This is a genomic window from Pseudomonas sp. RHF3.3-3 (assembly GCF_048069595.1).
In the GTDB taxonomy this organism is placed as follows: Bacteria; Pseudomonadota; Gammaproteobacteria; order Pseudomonadales; family Pseudomonadaceae; genus Aquipseudomonas; species Aquipseudomonas fuscovaginae_B.
This window is the reverse complement of record NZ_CP182250.1, coordinates 1,033,113-1,054,398: the sequence shown is the minus strand read 5'-3', so window position 1 is coordinate 1,054,398 and position 21,286 is coordinate 1,033,113. Positions and strand designations below refer to the sequence as shown.

Genomic DNA, 21,286 nt, shown 5'->3' with positions numbered 1-21,286 from the left:
TTGCATGCGTATTTCTTCGCGCGTTATCGGCGGCGTCGTGGTTGCCACCCTGCTGACCCAGTTGACCGCCTGTGGCTCGATCTTTTTCCCCGACCGCCGTGGCCAGATCGAAGGCAAGATCGACCCGCTGGTCGCCGGCCTCGATGCCATCGGCATCCTGTTCTATGTCATCCCCGGGCTGATCGCCTTCGGCATCGACTTCGCCACCGGCGCCATCTACCTGCCCAACGGCACCACCGCGCAGATCGCCCCGGAAAAACTCCATGAGTCCGTCGGCACCGATGGCCGGGTGGACAACCAGAAACTGCAGGCCATCATCCAGACCGAACTGGGCCAGAGCCTGCCGCTGAACGATCCGCGGCTGATCCAGCACAAGGGCAGCCTGCAGCAACTGGCGCTGTACGGCCTGCAACCTTCCGCCTGATACCCGCCCGCACAAGGACCGCCCCTGCATGAGCAACAGCCCCGAACACGCTCGCCTGCTGCGCCTGGCCACCCGCGCCTCGGTGGCGGTCGCCAGTATCCTGATCGTGACCAAGGCCATCGCCTGGTGGCTGAGCGGCTCGGTGAGCATGCTCGCCGGCCTGACCGACTCGGCGCTCGACGGCGTGACCTCGTTCCTCAACCTGCTGGCGGTGCACTATGCGCTGCGCCCGGCGGATGACGATCACCGCTACGGCCATGGCAAGGCCGAGTCGCTGTCCGGCATGGCCCAGGCGCTGTTCATTGCCGGCAGCGCCATTCTGATCGCGGTACAGGCGGTGGAACGGATCCGCCATCCGGAGCCGGTCGGCGCGCCCTGGCTGAGCATCGGCGTGATCGTGCTGTCGCTGGCGCTCACGGCCGCGCTGCTGGTGCTGCAACATCGGGTCATCCGTGCCACCGGCTCCACCGCCGTGCGCGCCGACTCGCTGCATTACCGCTCGGACATGCTGCTCAACGGCAGCATCCTGCTGGCCCTGGTCTTCGCCAGCCTCGGCTTCGCCCAGGTGGACGCCTGGTTCGGTCTGGGGATCTCGGCCTACATCCTGTGGAGTGCGATCCAGATCGGCCGCGAGAGTTTTGCCGTGCTGATGGACGAGGAACTGTCGCCCGAAATCAGCCAGCACATGCTGGAGCTCGCCAAGGGCGTGCCGGGTGTGCTCGGCGCCCATGACCTGCGTACGCGGGTGTCGGGCAACCACTGGTTCGTGCAGTTGCACCTGGAGTTGCCGGGGGAATTGACGCTGTCGGTGGCCCATGGCCTGAGCGACCAGGCCGCCGATGCGATCAGCGCCGTTTACCCGAAGGCCGAAGTGCTGGTGCACGCCGACCCTCGGGAAGTGGTGAAGCGCCGCGACTGATCAGTAGTTGACCTGGTAGCCGCGGCTGCTCAGGCAGTTGCCCTGTGCCTGGCGGTAGGTCTGCACCACCGAGGGGTCCGGGGCATAGGTGGCCCGGGCCGGGTCGAAGCCGCTCTGCTGCACGGCCCAGCGATAGCAGTCCTCGCCATCCTGCTGCACCTGCTCGGGGCTCTGGCCGTTGGCCGGGTAGGCCACCACGTCATAGCCATTGCCCGATGGCGCCGGCGCCACCTGTGGCGCGGCGGCGGGCGGATCGACCACCACGTAGTCCTGGGTATCTTCCTGATAGAGGTAGTAGGCGCCTGCCGCAAGGAAGAACAGCGTGCTGCCGACCCAGACTTCCCGTGCATAGTCGGGCAGGTAGCTGATACGGATCCCGCGCGGTGGGGCGACCACCACATAACGTGGCCCCTGCGGGCGATACCAGTAGCCGCCGGAGAAGAAGTAGTCCTGCCCGCGATACGGCACCCGCCAGTTGCGGTCGGGGAAACGGTCGATCACATAACCGGGACGATACTGCGGCCCGGGGCCCCAGCCATTGCCATGGCCGGACGGCCGCCCCGGCCAGCGGTGGTCGTTGGGGTGATCGAAGTTGCCACCGGGCCGGCCGTTGTAGCCGCCGGGCTGCCAGCCGGGGTTGTAGCCGTTGCGCCGGGGAATGTCCGAGTAGTTGCCACGCAGCGGCTCCTGGGTCTGGCGCACGGTATCGGGCCGGCTCTGGATCGGCAGGTTGTTCTGCGGCTGTGGCGCCGGGCGACTCTGCTGGTTGGGATCGTTCTGGGGTGGACGCGGCTGCCACTGGCCGCCGAAGTTCTGCTCGCGCCGCTCGAAGTGCGGGTTGTTCTCCGGACGGGGCTGGCTGTTCTGCGGATGGAACGGGGTCATCTCCGGACGGGCCTGGGGTGCCTGCGGGCGAACCTCTGGTGTCTGCGGACGCGGCTGGACGTTCTCCGGGCGCGGCTGATTGTTCCCCGGCCGCTCCTCATGACCGCCCGGCCGCCCTTCGGGGCCACGCTGGCCACCGTTGGGATGGGGATGTTGCTGATTATCGTCACCCCGATCTTCAGCCAGCGCTTGCGCACCAACACTCATACAGAGCAAGCCAACACCTGCCAGACGCCAGATGCGCGATTTCATTCGGTTCCTCACTGCGGTTCAGGGCATGACCATAAGACTGGGAAAGCGGATTCCGGTTCTGCAACACTTTATCAGTCACGCGACTTATTTTACGCCCAATAAAAAAGGGAGGCTCGTCAGCCTCCCTTTGGGGAATTTCGTCCGTGCTCGACGCTTTTGACGCCGGCTCACCTCACACCGTCTTCTGGACCGTGTGTAGCCCGGGGGCCTGCACAACCCTGTGGGATTGCCGGCCGCGGCGCGCCTGATTCGGCGGACCGCTGTGGACTCGATGTCCGGGCAGTGATTCGTGTTGCAGTGATTCTGGTGATAAGAATAGGCCGACAGCGGCGGCAGGCGATTGCGAACATTGCTCTAATAAACATGACTTGCGCAATATTTCGCTTCAGATGGATAATTCAGCGCAATTGTTATGATAAAGGTCTGAATGATGAGCAAACTCGACCGATACGACCTGAGCATTCTGGCGGAATTGCAGCGCGATGCCCGCATCTCCAACCAGGAGCTGGCCGAACGCATCGGCCTGTCGCCATCGCCCTGTTCGCGGCGGGTCAAGCAATTGGAAGACGACGGCTACATCTCGCGCCAGGTCGCCCTGCTGGACCGCAAGAAGCTCGGCTTGAGCCTGACCGCCTACGTGTTGATCGGCATGGACCGGCACACCCCTGAACGCTTCGAGAACTTCGAGGCGGCGATCCGCAGCTTGCCGCAGGTACTGGAGTGCAGCCTGGTCACCGGGATGGATGCCGACTACCAGTTGAAGGTGGTGGTGGCCGACATGGATCACTACCAGAAACTGCTGCTCGGCCACCTGACCCGTATCGAAGGGGTGACCAGCGTGCGCTCCAGCTTCGTGCTCAACCAGGTGCTCAACAGCACCGAGTTGCCGTTGAATCACCTGCGCAACTGAACCGGGATCTGAGGCAAACCGCCGCAGGTCAATGCCGGCCGATTCTTCGCTGGCGTATACTCGGCGGGCTTTTTACCTCGCGTGTGCTGGAGAGTCCCGATGGATCCTGCCGTTTTCGAAGAATGGATGATGACCGGCCTGGTCAGCATCCTGATCATTTTCATGGGTTTCATCGTCTGGGACCTGGCGAAAAAGTCCAAGGCCGGACGCTTCGGTACGCTGATCCTGTTTTTCGTGCTGGGCCTGGGCGTGGCGGCGTTCGTGATCAAGAGCGTGGTGATCGGCCTGATCGAGTCCGGCTCGCTATAACCGCGCCGGGACTTCCTTCCACTGGCCCTGGTCGAGCCCGTCGAGCGTCCAGTCGCCAATCCGCACCCGTACCAGGCGCAGGGTCGGCAGGCCCACCGCCGCCGTCATCCGCCGCACCTGGCGGTTGCGGCCTTCGCGGATGGTCAGTTCCAGCCAACGGGTGGGGATACTCTGGCGAAAGCGCACCGGTGGGTTGCGCGGCCAGAGCTGGGGTTCCTCGAGCAGCCGGGCCTGGGCCGGCAGGGTCATGCCATCGTTCAACTCGACGCCCTTGCACAAACGCTCGATCTGCTCCGCCGTGGGAATGCCCTCGACCTGCACCCAGTAGGTTTTCGCCAGCTTGTGCTTCGGGTCGGCGATGCGCGCCTGGAGCTGGCCGTCGTTGGTCAACAGCAACAGCCCCTCGCTGTCGCGGTCCAGACGGCCGGCCGGGTAGACACCCGCCACATCGATGAAGTCCTTGAGCGTTGCCCTTCCCTCACCGTCGCTGAACTGGGTCAGCACATCGAACGGCTTGTTGAACAGGATCAGCTTGGGCTCGCGCGGCGGCGCCTTGGCGACACGACGGGGAGCGACAGGGCTTTTCGCCGCCGAACGGCGGGCGATGGGACGGGGGGGACGAGGCATGGCGAAGTGGACATCTGAGGATCAGGAGCCGTCATGCTAGGGCGTGCCGGGGATTATTTCCAGACGGGCCATGACCAGTGCTTTCGAGGATGATAAAAGCTTCGCGGGCAAGCCCGGCTCCTACAGTACTGCGTCGTTCACAGATTTTGTATACGACGCGGTACTGTAGGAGGCGGGCCTGCCCGCGAAAGCGTCAACCTGGGCGACACAAGACTCCGCGGCCGCCCACGCCAGCGATATCAGCGGAACGGCGGCTCGTCGAAACTGCGCAGCTTGCGCGAGTGCAGCGAGTGCAGCTCGGTACGCAGCAGGTCCACCGCGGCGATGCCGATCTTCAGGTGCTGGCTGACCGCCCGCTCATAGAACGCGTTCGCCGACCCCGGCAGCTTGATTTCGCTGTGCAACGGCTTGTCCGATACGCACAGCAACGTCCCGTAGGGCACACGCAGGCGATAGCCCTGGGCGGCGATGGTGCCGCTTTCCATGTCCACCGCCACGGCACGGGACAGGTTGATCAACGGACGCTCCTGGGCCCAGCGCAATTCCCAGTTGCGGTCGTCGTAAGTCAGCACGGTACCGGTACGCAGGCGCTTCTTCAGGTCGTCGCCCTTGTCGCCGGTGACATTCGCGGCCGCTTCCTGCAGCGCCAGTTGCACTTCGGCCAGGGCCGGAATCGGGATGTTCGGCGGCACCACCCGGTCGAGGATGCCGTCACGGCGCATGTAGGCGTGGGCCAGCACGTAGTCGCCGATGGTCTGGGATTGGCGCAGGCCGCCGCAGTGGCCGATCATCAGCCAGCAATGCGGACGCAGCACCGCCAGGTGGTCGGTGATGTTCTTGGCGTTGGACGGACCGACGCCGATGTTGACCAGGGTCACGCCATGACCATCCGCGGCCTGCAGGTGATAGGCCGGCATCTGGTAGCGGTGCCAGACCACCGCGGCCGCCACCGCCTGGGCCTCGGCGTAGTCCATGCCCTTGTCGATGATCACGTTGCCCGGCAGCACCATGCGCACGAAACGCGGATCGTCGCGCAGTTGTTCCAGGCCATGGAGGATGAACTGGTCGACGTAGCGGTGATAGTTGGTCAGCAGAATCCACGGCTGCACATGGCGCCAGTCGCTGCCGGTGTAGTGCACCAGGCGACGCAGGGAAAAGTCGACCCGCGCCGCATCGAACAGCCCCAGCGGCAGCGGCTCGGCGTTTTCCCAGTCGTGCAGGCCATCGGCGATATCGTCGGTGGCGGCGGACAGGTCGGTACTCGGGAACACCCGTGCCAGGGCCGCGGCGGTCACGCCGGAACCGGCCAGTTCATCGCCCTGCTCGACCACGTACGGATAGGGAATGTTCTGCTCGCTGACACCGACTTCCACCGTCACGGTGAAATCGCGCATCAACGGCACCAGCTGTTCCAGCAGATATTTGCGAAACGCCCTGGGATGGGTGACGGTGGCGCTGTAGGTGCCCGGCAACTGGACCTTGGCATAGGCGCGAGTGGTCGTCGGAACCTCGCCCTGATAGGTGTAGGTCAGGCGCAGTTCGGGGTAACGGAACAGGGCGCGCTGGTCGGCGTCGGGTTCGACGCGGTCCTTGAGATAGCGCTTGAGCGCCTGGCTCAGGGCGGTCGTCGCACGCTCGTGGAGTTCGGCCAGGCGGTCGACGGCCTGCTCGGGGGTTTGCACGACAATAAAAGCTTCGGTCACGGAGAGTATCCTGTCTTTTGATGTTGCAGGCCCTCATCTTGCCTGCAACCTCGTCGGACGGGAACATCGGCGTTTCGTTCCGCCACGCGATCAGAAGCCCTGCGGGGTCGAACGGGCAACGATGGCTTCGACATTCACCCCGCGTGGCAAGGTGCCGTAGACCCGGCCAGCGCCGTCCAGGCGCCCGGCGATGAAACCGTCGCTGACCGCCGAGTTGCCCGCCTCCAGCAGCAGCTTGGCCTGCAGGGCCAGGGCGATGTCCTCGGTCAGTTGCCGGGCACGGTACTGGATGTCGCCGGTATCGGCGAACGCCTGCCTGAGTTGCCCGATATGCCGGGCCAGGCGCGGGTCGCCATGACCATCGCCCAGCTCGTCGAACAGCACTTCGAGCACCCCCGGCTCCTTCGACAGCGAGCGCAGTACATCCAGGCACTGCACGTTCCCCGAACCTTCCCAGGTCGAGTTCACCGGTGCCTCGCGGTACAGCCGCGGCAGGATGCTGTCTTCCACGTAGCCGGCGCCGCCCATGCATTCGGCCGCCTCGTTGATCATCGCCGGCGCCCGCTTGCAGATCCAGTACTTGCCCACCGCCGTGACCAGCCGGGCGAAGCGGGCCTCGCGCTCATCTCCCAGGCGGTCCAGCGCCTGGCCCATGCGCAGGCTCAGGGCCAGGGCCGCCTCGCTCTCCAGCGCCAGGTCCGCCAGCACGTTCTGCATCAGCGGCTGCTCACTCAGCAGGCGCCCACCGACCCGTCGATGCGCACAGTGGTGGCTGGCCTGGGTCAGGGCCTGGCGCATCAGGGCACTGGAGCCGACCATGCAATCGAAGCGGGTCATCGCCACCATCTCGATGATGGTCGGCACGCCACGCCCTTCTTCGCCGATCATCCAGGCCAGGGCGCCACGAAATTCCACTTCGCTCGAGGCGTTCGAGCAGTTGCCCAGCTTGTTTTTCAGGCGCTGGATGTAGAACTGGTTGCGGCTGTCGTCCGGGCGGTGCCGCGGCAGCAGGAAACAGGTCAGGCCCTTGTCGGTCTGGGCCAGGGTGAGGAAAGCGTCGCACATCGGTGCCGAGCAGAACCACTTGTGCCCCACCAGCTCATAGGGCTGGCCGGGACCGCCAGCGCCGACGGGATACGCGCGCGTGGTGTTGGCCCGGACATCCGTGCCGCCCTGCTTCTCGGTCATGGCCATGCCGATGGTGGCGCCGCTCTTGTGGGCGATTCCGACATTACGCGGGTCATAGCGGGTGCTGAGGATGCTCGGCAGCCACTGCCCGGCGATGTCCGCCTGCAGCCTCAGGGCCGGCACGCAGGCGAAGGTCATCGTCAGCGGACAGCCGGTGCCGGCCTCGGCCTGGCTGTGCAGGTAAGTCATCGCGGCGCGGGCCACGTGGGCACCGTCCTGCGGGTCGGTCCAGGGCAGCGAGGGCAGGCCGTGCTCGATGGCGGTACGCATCAGCTCGTGATAGGCAGGATGAAACTCCACCAGGTCCTGGCGATGACCATAGCGGTCATGGCTGACGAACACCGGCTTGTTCTGGTTGGCCTGGAAACCCGCCTCCATCAGCGGCCCTCCGGCCAGCGCCCCATACTCGTCGATACGGGCCTGCGCCCAACCGGCGCCAAGGCGCCGCGACCACTCCTGCAGCGGCAGGTCGATCCGGTAGAGGTTGGCGCCATCGAGCGAGGGTGGCTGATTGGTGACTTCGTGGGTTTCGGCGTACTGATGGAGATTCATCGGGGCTGCTCCTGCAGGAAGTACCTGGAAGGCCAGTGAATCATGCAGCACACCGGGAAAAAAGTGGCATATACGCCTAAATGCCGGCGCTTTCGCCCTCTACCTGACTCAACAGCCGCCGCGCCAGGACACTCTGCAACTCCTCGAAACGCACCGGCTTGTGCAGGTAATCGGTGACGCCAGCGGCCCGGGCCCCCTCGTGCTCCACGCCATTGACAAGGCCGGTCAGCGCCAGGATCGGCACCTGCGCGAGGCGTACCTGCTCGCACAATATCGCCGCCCCCTGCGGTTCGGCCGCACTATCGAGCAGCAGCGCGTCGACACTGTCCTGCCGCAACAGGTCGATGGCCGCCCGAGGCACGTTGGCGGTCAGCACCCGATAGCCGAGCTTGAGGAGCATGCCCCTGACCACCAACTGGCTGACCTCATTGCCGTCCACCAGCAACACCGTGCACTCCTGCGGCTTGCGCGGTGTCGACAATGGCCGGGAAAGCCGCGGCGCCGACACCGTCACATCGACCTCGATCTGGAAGCGGCTGCCCATGCCCGGTTCGGATTGGTGAGTCATGCGCCCACCCAGCAGTTCGATCAGTTGCCGGCAGATCGCCAGGCCAATGCCCAGGCCGCCGTATTCGCGGGTCATCGAGCCATCGAGCTGGAAGAACCGCTGGTACAGCGTGGCTTCGTCCAGATGGGTGAAACCGATTCCGCTGTCGATCACGGCAAAGGACAGGGTCAGGTGCCCGGGCTCGGCCGAGTGGCCGATCACCCGCAACACCAGCCCGCCTTCACGGGTGAACTTGATGGCATTGTCCACCAGGCACTCCAGGCACTGGACGATTTTCGTCGCATCGCCGTGGAGGCTGTCGGGCAGTTCGTCGGCCACTTCAACGGAGAAGTGCAGCCCCTTGTTCAGCACATTCCCGGCGAACTGTTCCTGCAGGCCCTTGAGCAGGCCCCGCAGACTGAAAGCCTGCGGATACACCTTGAGCCGCCCGGCCTGCAGCTCGGTGAGGGTGAGCAGGCCGTTGACCATGCGCATCATGTCCCGCGCCGAACCGGCGGCCGTCTGCTGGTACTGCTCCAGTTCCGGATTCAGTTCCAGGGTCTGCATCAGTTCCAGCGAACCGATCACCCCATTCATCGGCGTGCGCAATTCATGGGTGACCGTCGCCAGGAACTCGTCCTTGAGACGATTGCTGTTGGCCAGCTCCTGGTTCAGTACCTCCAGTTTCTGCCCGGACTCCAGCAGGGTCTGCGCCTGCTGTTCGCGCATGGCATTGATCCGGTCGGCCAGGGCCAGCGACAACAGGCCAACCTCCAGGGCCGAGCCGATCTGGCTGGCGTACATGGTCAGGAACATGTTCGGCAGATAGCCCAGCACCATCAGGGTGTTGACCAACCCGCCCAGCAGGAACGCCGACCAGGCGATGATGAAATAGCGGGCCACCCTCTGGCCGCGGTACCAGGCACTGAGCCCGGCGAAGAAGATGGTCACGGTAAAGGCCAGGGCCAGCGCCGTTGCCAGGCGCAGGGCCAGTGCATAGCCGCTCATCAGCGACAACGCCATGACCAGCGCCCCCACCGCCATCAACAGCAGCAACAGGCGATCCAGCCAGCGACTGTGGGCCGCCGTATTCAGGAAGCGGCGGGAAAACTGGCAACCGAAGAAACCCGCCGAACCGATCAGGAACGGCGTCGCGGCGTTGGCCCACCAGGGGTTGTTCGGCCAGAAGTACTGGACCGCCGCACCGTTGACCGACAACTGGTAGAAGCCGAACGAGGCGATATAGAAGATGTAATAGAGGTAGCTGGTGTCGCGCACGCTGAGGTAGATGAACAGGTTGTAGACCAGCATCCCCAACAGCACGCCATAGATCAGCCCGAGCACGTACAGGCGCACCGGCTGCTCCTCCAGGTAGGCCTGGCTCGACCACAGGCTCAGCGGCGCCTGGACCGAACCCGCGGTCTGCAGGCGCAGGTAGACGGTCTTGCTTTCGTTCGGGGCGAAATCCAGCTCGAACAGGTAGTTGTTCTGCTTGATCGGCCGGCTGGCGAAGGGCAGTTCATCACCGGTACGCTGGTTCAGACGGTATTCGCCGCTGGCGTCCGGCAGGTAGAGGTCGATGTGGTCCATCGGCGGGTAGGCCAGTTCCAGCAGCCAGGTTCGCCGTGCGTCGGGATTTTTCGGCTTGTAGGTCAGGTCGACCTTGAGCCAGAACGCCGATTGCGAATAACCGGCGTTGAGCGCGTCCTTGTCGTGCTGACGAAAGTGGCCGGCCATGGCGGGCGAGGCAATTTGCGCGATAGCGGCCTGGCCGCCCACGTCCTCGAACACTTGCATGACCCGGCCCAGGGGCAGGCTCTGAGTGGATTCATCAAACTCGACTGCGCTCGCCATCAGCGGCAGCAAGCTCAACAACATCATCAGCAAATAGCGCATACAGCCCCAGCATGGCCATTCCGGTCGCGTCAGGAGCCCCCATTCCCTTGAGACGACGTGATGCCGCATAGCCTGTTATTCGTTTGGATCCACTCTAGCATAGCCACTGATGGCTAAAAAACACCATTGTAATATTTCGGCGAATCGCTCTAGAACGGGCATTTGCGCGATTGAATCGAATTTGTGAGTAGCTGCTGTCGGCCACATCGGACAAACCTTCCGGGAAAAGATGCAACGCTGCGTGGACGATTCCGAAAAAAGCGATTGGTGGTAAGCTCGCGCCCCATGAATATCTACAGCTCTCGTCCCGTTGTTCTCTGCCTTTCCGGACACGACCCCAGTGGCGGCGCCGGCCTCCAGGCGGATATCGAAGCCCTGCTCGCCCAGGGTTGCCATGCCGCTCCCGCGGTCACCGCGCTGACCGTGCAGGATACGGTGAATGTCAGCGACTTCCGCGTGCTCGATCGCGAGTGGGTGTTGGCCCAGGCCAATGCGGTGCTCAACGACTCGACGGTCGCGGCGGTCAAGCTGGGCATGCTCGGCTCCCTGGAAATGGTCGACACGGTAGTCGAACTGCTCCAGGCGCACCCCCATCTGCCGATGGTCTGCGACCCGGTGCTGCGCGCTGGCGGCGGCGGCCGACTGGGCAAGGACGAGGTCGGCTACGCCATGCGCGAGCGCCTGCTGCCCCTGGCGAAGATCGCCACCCCCAACCTGCCCGAAGCGCGCATCCTGGCCGAGTTGCCCGAAGGCAGCGCCGATGAATGCGCGCAAAAGCTCCTGCCGTACTGCCAATACCTGCTGATCACCGGCGGCCATGGCGATGAGGAGCAGATCCACAACCGCCTGTACGGTCGTGACGGCAGCCGCCAGACCTTCAAATGCCAGCGCCTGCCCGGCAGCTATCATGGTTCGGGCTGCACCCTGGCGAGCGCCCTCGCCGGTCGCCTGGCCCAGGGCGAGCAACTGGTCAGCGCCGTGCAATCGGCCCTGGACTACACCTGGCGCACCCTGCGTGACGCCGAACAACTGGGCCAGGGGCAGTTCGTACCGCGCCGCCTGCCGCTGGATTTCTGCTCGTAATGTCTCCACCCGTAACGTCTTGAGGCCGAATCGATGAAACTACGTGGCCTGTATGCCATCACCGACAGCCAGTTGCTGGCCGGCAAGTTCCTCGCCCATGTCGAGGCCGCACTGGAAGGTGGCGTGACGCTGCTGCAGTATCGCGACAAGAGTACCGACGAGGCCCGCCGCCTGCGCGAGGCCGAGGCCCTGCTCAGGCTCTGCGAGCGCTACGGGACCCGGCTGATCATCAACGATGACGCCGAACTGGCCGCGCGCCTAGGGGTCGGCGTACACCTCGGGCAGACCGACGGCCCACTGACCCCGGCCCGTGCCCTGCTCGGCAGCCGGGCGATCATCGGTGCCACCTGCCATGCGCAACTGGAACTGGCCGAACAGGCCGCCCGGGAAGGCGCCAGCTACGTCGCCTTTGGCCGCTTCTTCAATTCCAATACCAAGCCCGGTGCACCGGCGGCCGATATCGCCCTGCTCGAACGGGCCCGCCCTGCGTTGCACCTGCCGATCTGCGTGATCGGCGGTATCACCCTCGACAATGCCGCGCCGCTGGTCGCCCAGGGTGCCGACCTGCTGGCGGTGATCCACGGGCTGTTCGGTGCCGAAAGCGCCCAGGAAGTGACGCGCCGCGCGCGCGCCTTCAATGCCCTCTTCACTTCATGATTTTCTGAGAGCCCGACCATGTCTCGTTCCGAAACGCTGTTTGCCAATGCCCAGAAACATATTCCCGGTGGCGTGAACTCGCCCGTTCGGGCGTTCAAGAGCGTCGGCGGCACCCCGCTGTTCTTCAAGCACGCCGAAGGCGCCTACGTCACCGATGAGGACGACAAGCGCTATGTCGACTACGTCGGTTCCTGGGGGCCGATGATCCTCGGCCACAGCCATCCGGACGTGCTCGATGCGGTGCGCAGGCAGCTGGAACACGGCCTGTCCTATGGCGCACCGACCGCCATGGAAACCGAAATGGCCGACCTGGTCTGCTCGATCGTGCCGTCGATGGAAATGGTGCGCATGGTCAGCTCCGGCACCGAGGCGACCATGAGCGCCATCCGCCTGGCCCGTGGCTACACCGGCCGCGACAGCATCATCAAGTTCGAAGGCTGCTACCACGGCCACTCCGACAGCCTGCTGGTCAAGGCCGGCTCCGGCGCGCTGACCCAGGGCGTACCGAGCTCGGCCGGCGTGCCGGCGGCGTTCGCCAGGCACACCCTGACCCTGCCGTTCAACGACATCGACGCGGTGGCGAAGATGCTCGGCGAGGTCGGCCAGGACGTGGCGTGCATCATCGTCGAGCCAGTGGCCGGCAACATGAACTGCGTGCCACCGGCGCCAGGTTTCCTCGAAGGCCTGCGCAGCCTGTGCGACCAGCACGGCGTGGTGCTGATCTTCGACGAAGTGATGACCGGCTTCCGCGTCGCCCTCGGCGGTGCCCAGGCCCACTACGGTGTGACCCCGGACCTGAGCACCTTCGGCAAGATCATCGGTGGCGGCATGCCCGTAGGCTGCTTCGGCGGCAAGCGCGAGATCATGTCGCGCATCGCCCCACTGGGCCCGGTCTACCAGGCCGGCACCCTGTCCGGTAACCCGCTGGCCATGGCCGCCGGCCTGACCACCCTGCGCCTGATCAGCCGTCCGGGCTTCCATGCCGAACTGACCGACTACACCACGCGCCTGCTCGACGGCCTGCAGCAGCGTGCCGATGCCGCCGGTATCCCGTTCGTCACCACCCAGGCCGGCGGCATGTTCGGCCTGTATTTCAGCGGTGCCGACGACATCGTCACCTTCGACGACGTGATGGCCAGCGACGCCGACCGCTTCAAGCGCTTCTTCCACCTGATGCTCGAAGGCGGCGTATACCTGGCGCCAAGCGCCTTCGAAGCCGGCTTCACCTCGATCGCCCACGGCGACACCGAGCTGAAACTGACCCTGGATGCCGCCGAGCGGGCTTTCGCCGCGCTGAAATAAGCGCAGGCACCCGTCACCGATTCGACGCCGGGCCCGACCGGCGTCGACTTTCCCGGCTAAACTTTCGGTGTCGCTCCCCGTCATCCCATCCATGTCCGGCAAAACCGGGCGATATAACGCCCACGCAGCAGAAAAACGAGTAAAGACTTTGTAAGGTGGCCCCCGCTTATTTCATAATGCGCGCCATACACATCCCCTGGCCGGGTACGCCCGCCCTTCAGAGGTACGTCAATTCCCATGAACCGCACCAGCCGCGCCCTTTCATTGGGCTGCCTGTTGCTCCTTCAGCCGCTGCTGGCCCATGCCGGTGGCAACTCGTTGTTGATCCCGGCAATGGGGCGTTGCACCCTCAACACCCAGCCGCAGGATCTCGCCGAGGCCCTGAGCGCCTGCGAACAGGCAGCCAAGGGCGGCGACGCGCAGGCGCAATACGAGTTGGGCGAGTTCTACTACGACGGCAAGAATGCCCCACGCGACCTCAACAAGGCCCTGAGCAACTTCGAACTGGCTTCCCTGCAGGGTCACGCCCAGGCCCAGTTCCAGCTCGGCATCATGTTCTACAAGGGTGAGGGCGTACCGGCCAACAATGTCCAGGCCTATATCGTGCTGAAGATGGCGGCGGTCAATGGTGCCGAGGACGCCCTGGACACCGCCGACGAAGTCGCGGCACAGATGCCGCGGGACGAACTGGAGATGGCGACCCAGGTACTGGGGCAGATCTTCCGCAAGTACCTGCTGGAATTGCAGACCGCGGATGGGCGCACGCCCTTTTCACCGCTGCCCTGACCCGTTCCCTTGCGGGAAGTGACCGCCTTCAAGCCAGCGGTTATTTCTCCGGCATCGGCATCGGAAACGGCGTGACATTGCCCATGCCCCGCGCCTCGCTGATCTTCGGTGTACCCAGGCGCTCGACCTCGTCGATCCGCACGATCGAGTGCATCGGCACGAAACTGCGCACCACGCCCTCGAACTGTGCCTTGAGCTTTTCCTCGCCCGGATCGACCACCAGTTGCGTGCGCTCGCCAAAGACGAACTCCTCGACCTCCAGGAAGCCCCACAGATCGCTCTGATAGATCTGCTTGGCGTACATTTCGAACACCTGGCCCTGGTTGAGGAAAATCACCTTGTAGATCGGGGTTTCACGTTTGCTCATGGCGGGCGGACAACACATCGGGGCTATGGAAAGAGGGCGCGAACTATAGCATAGCCGTCGGACGCACAATGCTAGGAAGCGACCGCGATGACCCTTATAATGCGCGGTTCTTTGAATCACTCGACGACACCCGCCCATGGCCAAGAAGCTCTATATCGAAACCCACGGTTGCCAGATGAACGAGTACGACAGCTCGCGCATGGTCGACCTGCTGGGCGAACATCAGGCCCTGGAAGTCACCGCCCGCGCCGAAGACGCCGACGTCATCCTGCTCAACACCTGTTCGATCCGCGAACGCGCCCAGGATCGGGTCTATTCCCAGTTGGGCCGCTGGCGCGAGCTGAAGGAAGGCAATCCGGACATGGTGATCGCCGTCGGCGGCTGCGTCGCCAGCCAGGAAGGCGAGGCGATCCGCAAGCGCGCGCCGTATGTCGACGTGGTCTTCGGCCCGCAAACCCTGCACCGCCTGCCGGAGATGATCGACGCAGCGCGGGTCACCCGCCTGCCGCAGGTGGACATCTCGTTCCCGGAAATCGAGAAGTTCGACCACCTGCCCGAACCGCGCATCGACGGCCCCAGCGCCTACGTCTCGGTGATGGAAGGCTGCAGCAAGTACTGCACCTTCTGCGTGGTGCCCTACACCCGTGGCGAAGAGGTCAGCCGGCCATTCGACGACGTGATCGGCGAAATCATCCACCTGGCCGAGAACGGTGTGCGCGAAGTGACCCTGCTGGGGCAGAACGTCAACGGTTATCGCGGCGTCACCCATGACGGACGGCTGGCCGACCTGGCGGAACTGATCCGGGTGGTGGCGGCCGTCGACGGCATCGAACGCATTCGCTACACCACCTCGCATCCGCTGGAGTTCTCCGACAGCCTGATCCAGGCCCACGCCGAGGTCCCGGAACTGGTCAAGCACCTGCACCTGCCGGTGCAGTCGGGCTCGGACCGCATTCTCGCGGCCATGAAACGCAATCACACCGCGCTGGAATACAAGTCCAAGCTGCGCAAACTGCGTGCCGCCGTGCCGGGCATCTGCATCAGTTCGGACTTCATCGTCGGCTTCCCCGGAGAAACCGAGAAGGACTTCCAGCAGACCATGAAGCTGATCGAGGACGTCGGTTTCGACTTCTCCTACTCGTTCGTCTACAGCCAGCGCCCCGGTACGCCAGCGGCGGACCTGCCGGACGACACCCCGGAAGAACTGAAGAAAGAGCGCCTGAACGCGTTGCAGCACCGCCTGAACCAGCAGGGGTTCGAGATCAGCCGACAAATGGTCGGCTCGGTCCAGCGCATCCTGGTGACCGACTACTCGAAAAAGGATCCGGGCGAACTGCAGGGCCGGACCGAGAATAACCGTATCGTCAACTTCCGCTGCGACAATCCGCAGTTGATCGGCCAGTTCGTCGACGTCCACATCGATTCCGCGCAGCCGCATTCGCTGCGCGGCTCGATGCTCCAGTAACGCCGTTGTGAGCAGCCTGGCCCCGATGAACCGTGTTCCTCGTCAAAGAGGGGACGGTCTGTCAGACGGAAGCGCTTTCGTCCCCCGGCTGCTAGCGTTATCCTTGAATTCATCTCCATTGCCGTCGGGCGGCTGATAAACAACCTTGAACGCACCCATAGAACCCCATCGTTTCATCCTCGAGCCCTTCGAGGCCCATCGCTTCGCCAATCTGTGCGGGCAGTTCGACGAGCATTTGCGTCTGATCGAACAGCGCCTGACCATCAAGATCCGCAACCGCGGCAATCAGTTCGAACTGATCGGCGAACCCAAGCTCACCACTTCCGCAGAACAACTGCTGCGCCGCCTGTACCGGGAAACCAAGGGTACCGAGCTGTCTCCGGACATGGTGCACCTGTTCCTGCAGGAATCCACTGCCGATGACCTGGAGAACAATCCGGTCGCCGAAGCCACGGTGGCGCTGCGCACGAAAAAGGGCATGATTCGCCCGCGCGGCCTGAACCAGCAGCGCTACGTGAAGGAAGTGCTGGCCAACGACATCAACTTCGGCATCGGCCCGGCGGGTACCGGCAAGACCTACCTGGCGGTGGCCTGTGCCGTGGACGCCCTGGAGCGCGAGCAGGTGCGGCGGATCCTGCTGGTGCGCCCGGCGGTCGAGGCCGGGGAAAAACTCGGCTTCCTGCCGGGCGACCTGGCCCAGAAGATCGACCCGTACCTGCGCCCGCTGTACGACGCGCTGTATGAAATGCTCGGTTTCGAACACGTGGCCAAGCTGATCGAGCGCCAGGTGATCGAGATCGCCCCGTTGGCCTACATGCGCGGCCGCACGCTGAACAACAGCTTCATCATCCTCGACGAAAGCCAGAACACCACCGTCGAGCAGATGAAGATGTTCCTGACCCGGATCGGCTTCGGCTCGACTGCGGTCATCACCGGTGACATCACCCAGGTCGACCTGCCACGCGGCACCAAGTCCGGCCTGGCCCATGTCATCGAGGTACTCAAGGACGTGCCGGGTATCAGCTTCACCCACTTCCAGCCCAAGGACGTGGTGCGCCACCCGCTGGTGCAGCGCATCGTCGAAGCCTACGAGCGTTTCGACAAGCGCACCGAGTCCGCTGCGGCCAGGGACAGCCAAGCCGATGCTTGAACTCGACCTGCAACTGGCCACTGACGCACCGGCCCCGAGCGAGGCCGATTTCCGTACCTGGTGCGCCCTGGCCCTGCGCCAGCGCAGCGCCGACTCGGAGCTGACCATTCGACTGGTGGACGAGGCCGAGGGCCGCGAACTGAACCGTACCTGGCGCCAGAAGGACTACGCGACCAACGTGCTGTCCTTCCCCGCCGACGTGCCGGACGAGTTGCTGGATATTCCCCTGCTGGGGGATCTGGTGATCTGCGTTCCGGTGGTCGCTCGCGAGGCGGCCGAGCAAGGCAAGGCACTGGAGGCCCACTGGGCCCATCTGGTCATTCACGGCTGCCTGCATCTGTTGGGTTACGACCACATCGATGACGAGGAAGCCGAGGAAATGGAAGCACTGGAACGAGAGTTGCTTGCTGAACTGGGTCATCCGGACCCTTATGCCGATGACGAGCACTGATCACTCATCCATTGATCACCAACGACTGATCACTCAATCAAGGAAAACGAGTAAATCGCTATGAGCGAAGACCGATCGAGCAACGGGCAGAAGTCCTGGCTGGGTAAGCTGACCCAGGCTTTTGCCCATGAGCCGAAAAACCGCCAGGAGCTGATGGAGCTGCTGCGCGAAGCCCACCAGAACAAATTGCTGGACAGCGAAGCGCTGGCCATCGTCGAAGGCGCCATCCAGGTTGCCGACCTGCAGGTACGCGACATCATGGTCCCGCGCTCGCAGATGATCAGCATCAAGGCGACCCAGACACCCCGCGAATTCCTTCCCGCCGTCCTCGATGCCGCCCACTCGCGCTATCCGGTGATCGGCGAAAGCCACGACGACGTCATGGGCGTCCTGCTGGCCAAGGACCTGCTGCCGCTGATCCTCAAGGAAAACGGCGAAGGCTTCAACATCAAGGACCTGCTGCGCCCGGCGACCTTCGTCCCCGAATCCAAGCGTCTGAACGTGCTGCTGCGCGAGTTCCGTGCCAACCACAACCACATGGCCATCGTCATCGACGAATACGGCGGCGTGGCGGGCCTGGTGACCATCGAGGACGTGCTGGAGCAGATCGTCGGCGATATCGAGGACGAGCACGACGTCGAGGAAGACAGCTACATCAAGCCGCTGCCCAGCGGTGACTTCCTGGTCAAGGCACTGACGCCGATCGAGAACTTCAACGAATTCTTCGACAGCGGATTCTCCGACGACGAGTTCGACACCGTCGGCGGCCTGGTGATGAGTGCGTTCGGCCATCTGCCAAAGCGTAATGAAACCACCGAGATCGGCGCGTATCGTTTCCGTATCCTGAATGCCGACAGCCGTCGGATCCACCTGATCCGCCTGACACCCATCAATCGCTAAGGACTGGAAGCTTCCCTATGCTGCGCTTAACCCGTCCCGGCTGGCCCGGTAACCTGCTGGCCGTGGCGGCTGGCGCGCTGACCACCCTGGCCCTGGCGCCGTTCGATATCTGGCCCCTGGCGTTGCTGGCGGTCGGCCTGTTCTATGCCGGCCTGCGCGAACTGTCGCCACGCCAGGCCCTGTGGCGCGGCTGGTGTTTCGGCTTCGGCCTGTTCGGCGCCGGCACCAGCTGGATCTATGTGAGCATCCACACCTACGGCGGCGCCTCGGTGCTGTTGGCGGGCCTGCTGATGCTGGCGTTCATCGCCGCCATCGCCTGGTTCTTCGCCCTGCCCGCCTGGCTCTGGGCACGTTGGATCCGCCGCAATGAGGCGCCGCTGGCCGATGCCCTGGCCTTCGCCGCCCTGTGGGTCGCGCAGGAAGCCTTCCGCGGCTGGTTCCTGACCGGCTTCCCCTGGCTCTATTCCGGCTACAGCCAGCTGGACGGCCCCTTGGCCGGTCTCGCTCCACTGGGCGGGATCTGGCTGATCTCCTTCACCCTGGCCCTCACCGCGGCCCTGCTGTACAACGCCCGGCGCCTGCTCAAGGGGGGGCGCAAGGCGTTTATCGCGGCGGGCCTGGTGCTGCTGGTCGGGCCATGGGCCATCGGCCTGGCACTCAAGCATCATGCCTGGACCAGCCCGGCGGGCGAGCCGCTGAGCGTTGCCGCCCTCCAGGGCAATATCGAACAGAGCATGAAGTGGGACCCGGCGCAACTCAACGCACAATTGGCCTTGTATCGCGACATGAGCTTCAGCGCCAGGCGGACTGACCTGCTGGTGTGGCCGGAGACCGCGGTCCCGGTACTGAAGGAGTCCGCCGAAGGCTACCTGTCGATGATGGGCAACTTTGCCGCCGACCGGCATTCGGCCCTGATCACTGGCGTACCGATCCGCCAGGTGGTGCATAACGAGAAGCGCTACTTCAACGGCATCGTCGCGCTTGGCGAAGGCGACGGGGTCTACCTGAAGCAGAAGCTGGTACCGTTTGGCGAGTACGTCCCCCTGCAGGACCTGCTGCGAGGGCTGATCGAGTTCTTCGACCTGCCGATGTCCGACTTCGCCCGTGGCCCTGTCGACCAGCCGCTGTTGCAGGCCAAGGGCTATCAGATCGCCCCGTTCATCTGCTACGAAGTGGTCTACCCGGAATTCGCCGCCAGCCTGTCGGCACGTAGCGACCTGCTGCTGACCATCAGCAACGACACCTGGTTCGGCACCTCGATCGGCCCGCTGCAACACCTGCAGATGGCACAGATGCGCGCACTGGAAGCCGGACGCTGGATGATCCGCGCCACCAACAACGGCGTGACCGGGCTGATCGATCCGTTCGGCCGGATCACCACGCAGATCCCGCAGTTCGAGCGCGGCATCCTGTATGGCGAAGTGGTACCGATGCACAACCTGACTCCGTACCTGCAGTGGCGTTCGTGGCCGCTGGTCATTCTCTGCGGCCTGCTGTTCGGCTGGGCGTTGCTGGCCAGCCGGATTGCCAAGACCGTCTGAAACACACCTGCGTCTTGTAGGAGCGTGGCTTGCCCGCGAAGCGCTTGACGTCCTTGAGGACGCCTTCGCGGGCAAGCCCTGCGCCTACAGAGGCGGTGAGCTGCTTTCGGGCACAGCCCGGTAGAAAAGTCGGTACCCTACCTGCCCCACCGCCTCGTTGATCAGTTGCCCACTGCGCCAGATCGCCTTGAACTCCGGCATCCAGCCACCCAAAGGGCTGGCGTTGTCCCGCCCCAGGAAGCCGACCGGTGCCGGCACCACACTGAAACCGGCCTGTTCGAAGCTCCAGACCGCCCGCGGCATATGCGCGGCATGGGTGACCACCACCACGCGCCTGATCCCCAACGGCGCCAGCAATTCATGACTGAACCGGGCATTTTCCCAGGTTGTGGTGCTGCGCTCCTCCAGCCAGCGCACCGTCACCCCGGAATCCTCCCGCATCGACTCGGCCATCAACGCCGCCTCGCTGGGCGGTGTGCCATAGTGCAGGCCGCCGCTGGTCAGCACCGGCAAGCCCGAAGCCTTGGCCAGCCGCGCCGCATAGCGCTGGCGCTCCAGGCCGATACCGGTCGGCTGGTCGCTGCCCCAGGCCGAATCGCCGCGCTCGCGCCCGGAACCGAGCACCACGATGGCATCGGCGCGCTGCGCCAGCCCCGCCCACTCGCTACGCTCCAGCGCCGGCACGGTCTCCAGCGCCCGCGCGGACCATTCGACCACCACCGGCAGGCTGATCAGCCAGAACCCGCCAAAACCCAGGGCAAAGCACACCGCCGCCAGCCGCGGCCGGCGCCTGCGCAGCCACCAGGCCAGCGCCAGCAACAGCAGCAACAGGCCGGGCGGCAGCAACAATTGTTTTAGGATGTAGCGAACAGGCATCGGGCACCTCCAGAAGATGCCCGAAGCCTAAGTGCATCAGGGTCAATCAACAACCTTGCGGATCCTTGGCCCGGGGAACAGGCCAGGACAGACAACAGGATGCAGCCGGGCGGGCCTCATTTGGCCCGAAATGACTTGAACCGCGCCGAATACAGCTTCGGCGCCCTGTCCTTCAACCAGATGATCTCGGCCGAACGTACGTCTTCCCTCGGTTGTGAAACGGTTGCGCCAGACGTGTGCACGCCGCGACCGCTCAGGTCCAGATAGGCCCTGATCAGTTCGAACTCGGCGCTACTCAGGCCCCGCAACTCCAGCTCGGCAGGCCGCTCGTCACGCAGGCGGACCGCCGTCCTCGCCGCGTCGAGGGCGAGCCCAAGACGCGTGATCAGGCGTTCGTACAGCTCGGGATCAGTTACATTTCGCTGCGACTCCACCATCCGCTCACCTCATTGAAGATAAGTATCACTTCCCCCTCTATGAGCTTAGCGGCGCCCGG

The 21,286-nt window shown here is 64.4% G+C and carries 21 protein-coding genes; 13 read left to right on the top strand and 8 right to left on the bottom strand.

Features of this window, described 5'->3' with window-relative positions; genetic code table 11:
- Positions 1-4 precede the first annotated feature (4 nt).
- Both ACMGT0_RS04710 and ACMGT0_RS04705 read left to right on the top strand, forming a co-directional pair.
- On the top strand, positions 5-424 hold the full coding sequence (locus tag ACMGT0_RS04710) for a polyribonucleotide nucleotidyltransferase (protein WP_416771662.1): 420 nt from the start codon (positions 5-7) through the stop codon (positions 422-424).
- 28 nt (positions 425-452) lie between these two features.
- Complete coding sequence (locus ACMGT0_RS04705; RefSeq protein WP_054061505.1) at positions 453-1,343, top strand: cation diffusion facilitator family transporter; 891 nt, start codon at positions 453-455, stop codon at positions 1,341-1,343.
- On the opposite strand, the gene ACMGT0_RS04700 is transcribed toward ACMGT0_RS04705, so the two are convergent.
- Positions 1,344-2,480, bottom strand: coding sequence for a DUF6515 family protein (locus ACMGT0_RS04700; protein ID WP_054061506.1), 1,137 nt, complete (start codon positions 2,478-2,480; stop codon positions 1,344-1,346). It lies immediately after the preceding gene.
- Between the two features lie 430 nt (positions 2,481-2,910).
- Here ACMGT0_RS04700 and ACMGT0_RS04695 point away from each other — a divergent pair, with 430 nt between their 5' ends.
- Together ACMGT0_RS04695 and ACMGT0_RS04690 are read left to right on the top strand one after the other, a co-directional pair.
- Complete coding sequence (locus ACMGT0_RS04695; protein ID WP_054061508.1) at positions 2,911-3,390, top strand: Lrp/AsnC family transcriptional regulator; 480 nt, start codon at positions 2,911-2,913, stop codon at positions 3,388-3,390.
- Between the two features lie 99 nt (positions 3,391-3,489).
- Complete coding sequence (locus ACMGT0_RS04690) at positions 3,490-3,699, top strand: DUF2788 domain-containing protein (protein ID WP_017903158.1); 210 nt, start codon at positions 3,490-3,492, stop codon at positions 3,697-3,699.
- Here ACMGT0_RS04690 and ACMGT0_RS04685 read toward each other — a convergent pair.
- From ACMGT0_RS04685 to ACMGT0_RS04670, 4 genes are all read right to left on the bottom strand, one after another.
- Positions 3,694-4,326 carry a pseudouridine synthase gene (locus tag ACMGT0_RS04685; protein ID WP_054061507.1) on the bottom strand — a complete coding sequence of 211 codons (633 nt, stop codon included), beginning with the start codon at positions 4,324-4,326 and terminating at the stop codon, positions 3,694-3,696. The genes ACMGT0_RS04690 and ACMGT0_RS04685 overlap by 6 nt on opposite strands.
- A gap of 239 nt (positions 4,327-4,565) precedes the next feature.
- Positions 4,566-6,029, bottom strand: a complete 1,464-nt coding sequence (amn, locus tag ACMGT0_RS04680; protein ID WP_054057108.1) for an AMP nucleosidase — start codon at positions 6,027-6,029, stop codon at positions 4,566-4,568.
- Positions 6,030-6,119: 90 nt separating this feature from the next.
- On the bottom strand, positions 6,120-7,769 hold the full coding sequence (locus ACMGT0_RS04675; protein ID WP_054057107.1) for an acyl-CoA dehydrogenase family protein: 1,650 nt from the start codon (positions 7,767-7,769) through the stop codon (positions 6,120-6,122).
- A 76-nt stretch (positions 7,770-7,845) separates the two neighbouring features.
- On the bottom strand, positions 7,846-10,212 hold the full coding sequence (locus ACMGT0_RS04670) for a hybrid sensor histidine kinase/response regulator (protein WP_054057106.1): 2,367 nt from the start codon (positions 10,210-10,212) through the stop codon (positions 7,846-7,848).
- Positions 10,213-10,497: 285 nt separating this feature from the next.
- On the opposite strand from ACMGT0_RS04670, the gene ACMGT0_RS04665 reads away from it, so the two are divergent.
- The 4 genes from ACMGT0_RS04665 (at position 10,498) to ACMGT0_RS04650 (ending at position 14,040) form a co-directional block, all read left to right on the top strand.
- Positions 10,498-11,295, top strand: coding sequence for a hydroxymethylpyrimidine/phosphomethylpyrimidine kinase (locus tag ACMGT0_RS04665; RefSeq protein WP_054063743.1), 798 nt, complete (start codon positions 10,498-10,500; stop codon positions 11,293-11,295).
- A gap of 33 nt (positions 11,296-11,328) precedes the next feature.
- Complete coding sequence (gene thiE / locus ACMGT0_RS04660) at positions 11,329-11,952, top strand: thiamine phosphate synthase (protein ID WP_054057104.1); 624 nt, start codon at positions 11,329-11,331, stop codon at positions 11,950-11,952.
- A gap of 18 nt (positions 11,953-11,970) precedes the next feature.
- A complete protein-coding gene (gene hemL, locus ACMGT0_RS04655; RefSeq protein ID WP_054057103.1) occupies positions 11,971-13,254 on the top strand; it encodes a glutamate-1-semialdehyde 2,1-aminomutase in 1,284 nt (427 codons plus the stop codon).
- 237 nt (positions 13,255-13,491) lie between these two features.
- Positions 13,492-14,040: a tetratricopeptide repeat protein gene (locus ACMGT0_RS04650; protein ID WP_054057102.1), complete on the top strand. Its 549-nt coding sequence runs from the start codon at positions 13,492-13,494 to the stop codon at positions 14,038-14,040.
- A 40-nt stretch (positions 14,041-14,080) separates the two neighbouring features.
- On the opposite strand, the gene ACMGT0_RS04645 is transcribed toward ACMGT0_RS04650, so the two are convergent.
- Positions 14,081-14,407, bottom strand: a complete 327-nt coding sequence (locus tag ACMGT0_RS04645) for a DUF1820 family protein (RefSeq protein ID WP_054057101.1) — start codon at positions 14,405-14,407, stop codon at positions 14,081-14,083.
- A 136-nt stretch (positions 14,408-14,543) separates the two neighbouring features.
- On the opposite strand from ACMGT0_RS04645, the gene miaB reads away from it, so the two are divergent.
- From miaB to lnt, 5 genes are all read left to right on the top strand, one after another.
- Positions 14,544-15,872: a tRNA (N6-isopentenyl adenosine(37)-C2)-methylthiotransferase MiaB gene (miaB, locus tag ACMGT0_RS04640; RefSeq protein ID WP_054057100.1), complete on the top strand. Its 1,329-nt coding sequence runs from the start codon at positions 14,544-14,546 to the stop codon at positions 15,870-15,872.
- 145 nt (positions 15,873-16,017) lie between these two features.
- Positions 16,018-17,022: a PhoH family protein gene (locus ACMGT0_RS04635; protein ID WP_054057099.1), complete on the top strand. Its 1,005-nt coding sequence runs from the start codon at positions 16,018-16,020 to the stop codon at positions 17,020-17,022.
- The gene (gene ybeY, locus ACMGT0_RS04630) at positions 17,015-17,473 is read left to right on the top strand and encodes an rRNA maturation RNase YbeY (protein WP_054057098.1); all 459 of its coding nucleotides are present in this window, start codon (positions 17,015-17,017) and stop codon (positions 17,471-17,473) included. The genes ACMGT0_RS04635 and ybeY overlap by 8 nt, the downstream gene beginning before the upstream one ends.
- Positions 17,474-17,533: 60 nt before the next feature.
- A complete protein-coding gene (locus tag ACMGT0_RS04625) occupies positions 17,534-18,373 on the top strand; it encodes an HlyC/CorC family transporter (RefSeq protein ID WP_054057097.1) in 840 nt (279 codons plus the stop codon).
- Positions 18,374-18,390: 17 nt separating this feature from the next.
- Positions 18,391-19,914: an apolipoprotein N-acyltransferase gene (gene lnt, locus ACMGT0_RS04620; RefSeq protein WP_054057096.1), complete on the top strand. Its 1,524-nt coding sequence runs from the start codon at positions 18,391-18,393 to the stop codon at positions 19,912-19,914.
- Positions 19,915-19,998: 84 nt separating this feature from the next.
- Here the strand turns inward: lnt and ACMGT0_RS04615 are convergent, their stop codons facing one another.
- On the bottom strand, positions 19,999-20,790 hold the full coding sequence (locus ACMGT0_RS04615) for a YdcF family protein (protein ID WP_054063738.1): 792 nt from the start codon (positions 20,788-20,790) through the stop codon (positions 19,999-20,001).
- A gap of 116 nt (positions 20,791-20,906) precedes the next feature.
- Positions 20,907-21,227: a hypothetical protein gene (locus ACMGT0_RS04610; protein WP_054060057.1), complete on the bottom strand. Its 321-nt coding sequence runs from the start codon at positions 21,225-21,227 to the stop codon at positions 20,907-20,909.
- Positions 21,228-21,286: the final 59 nt, after the last annotated feature.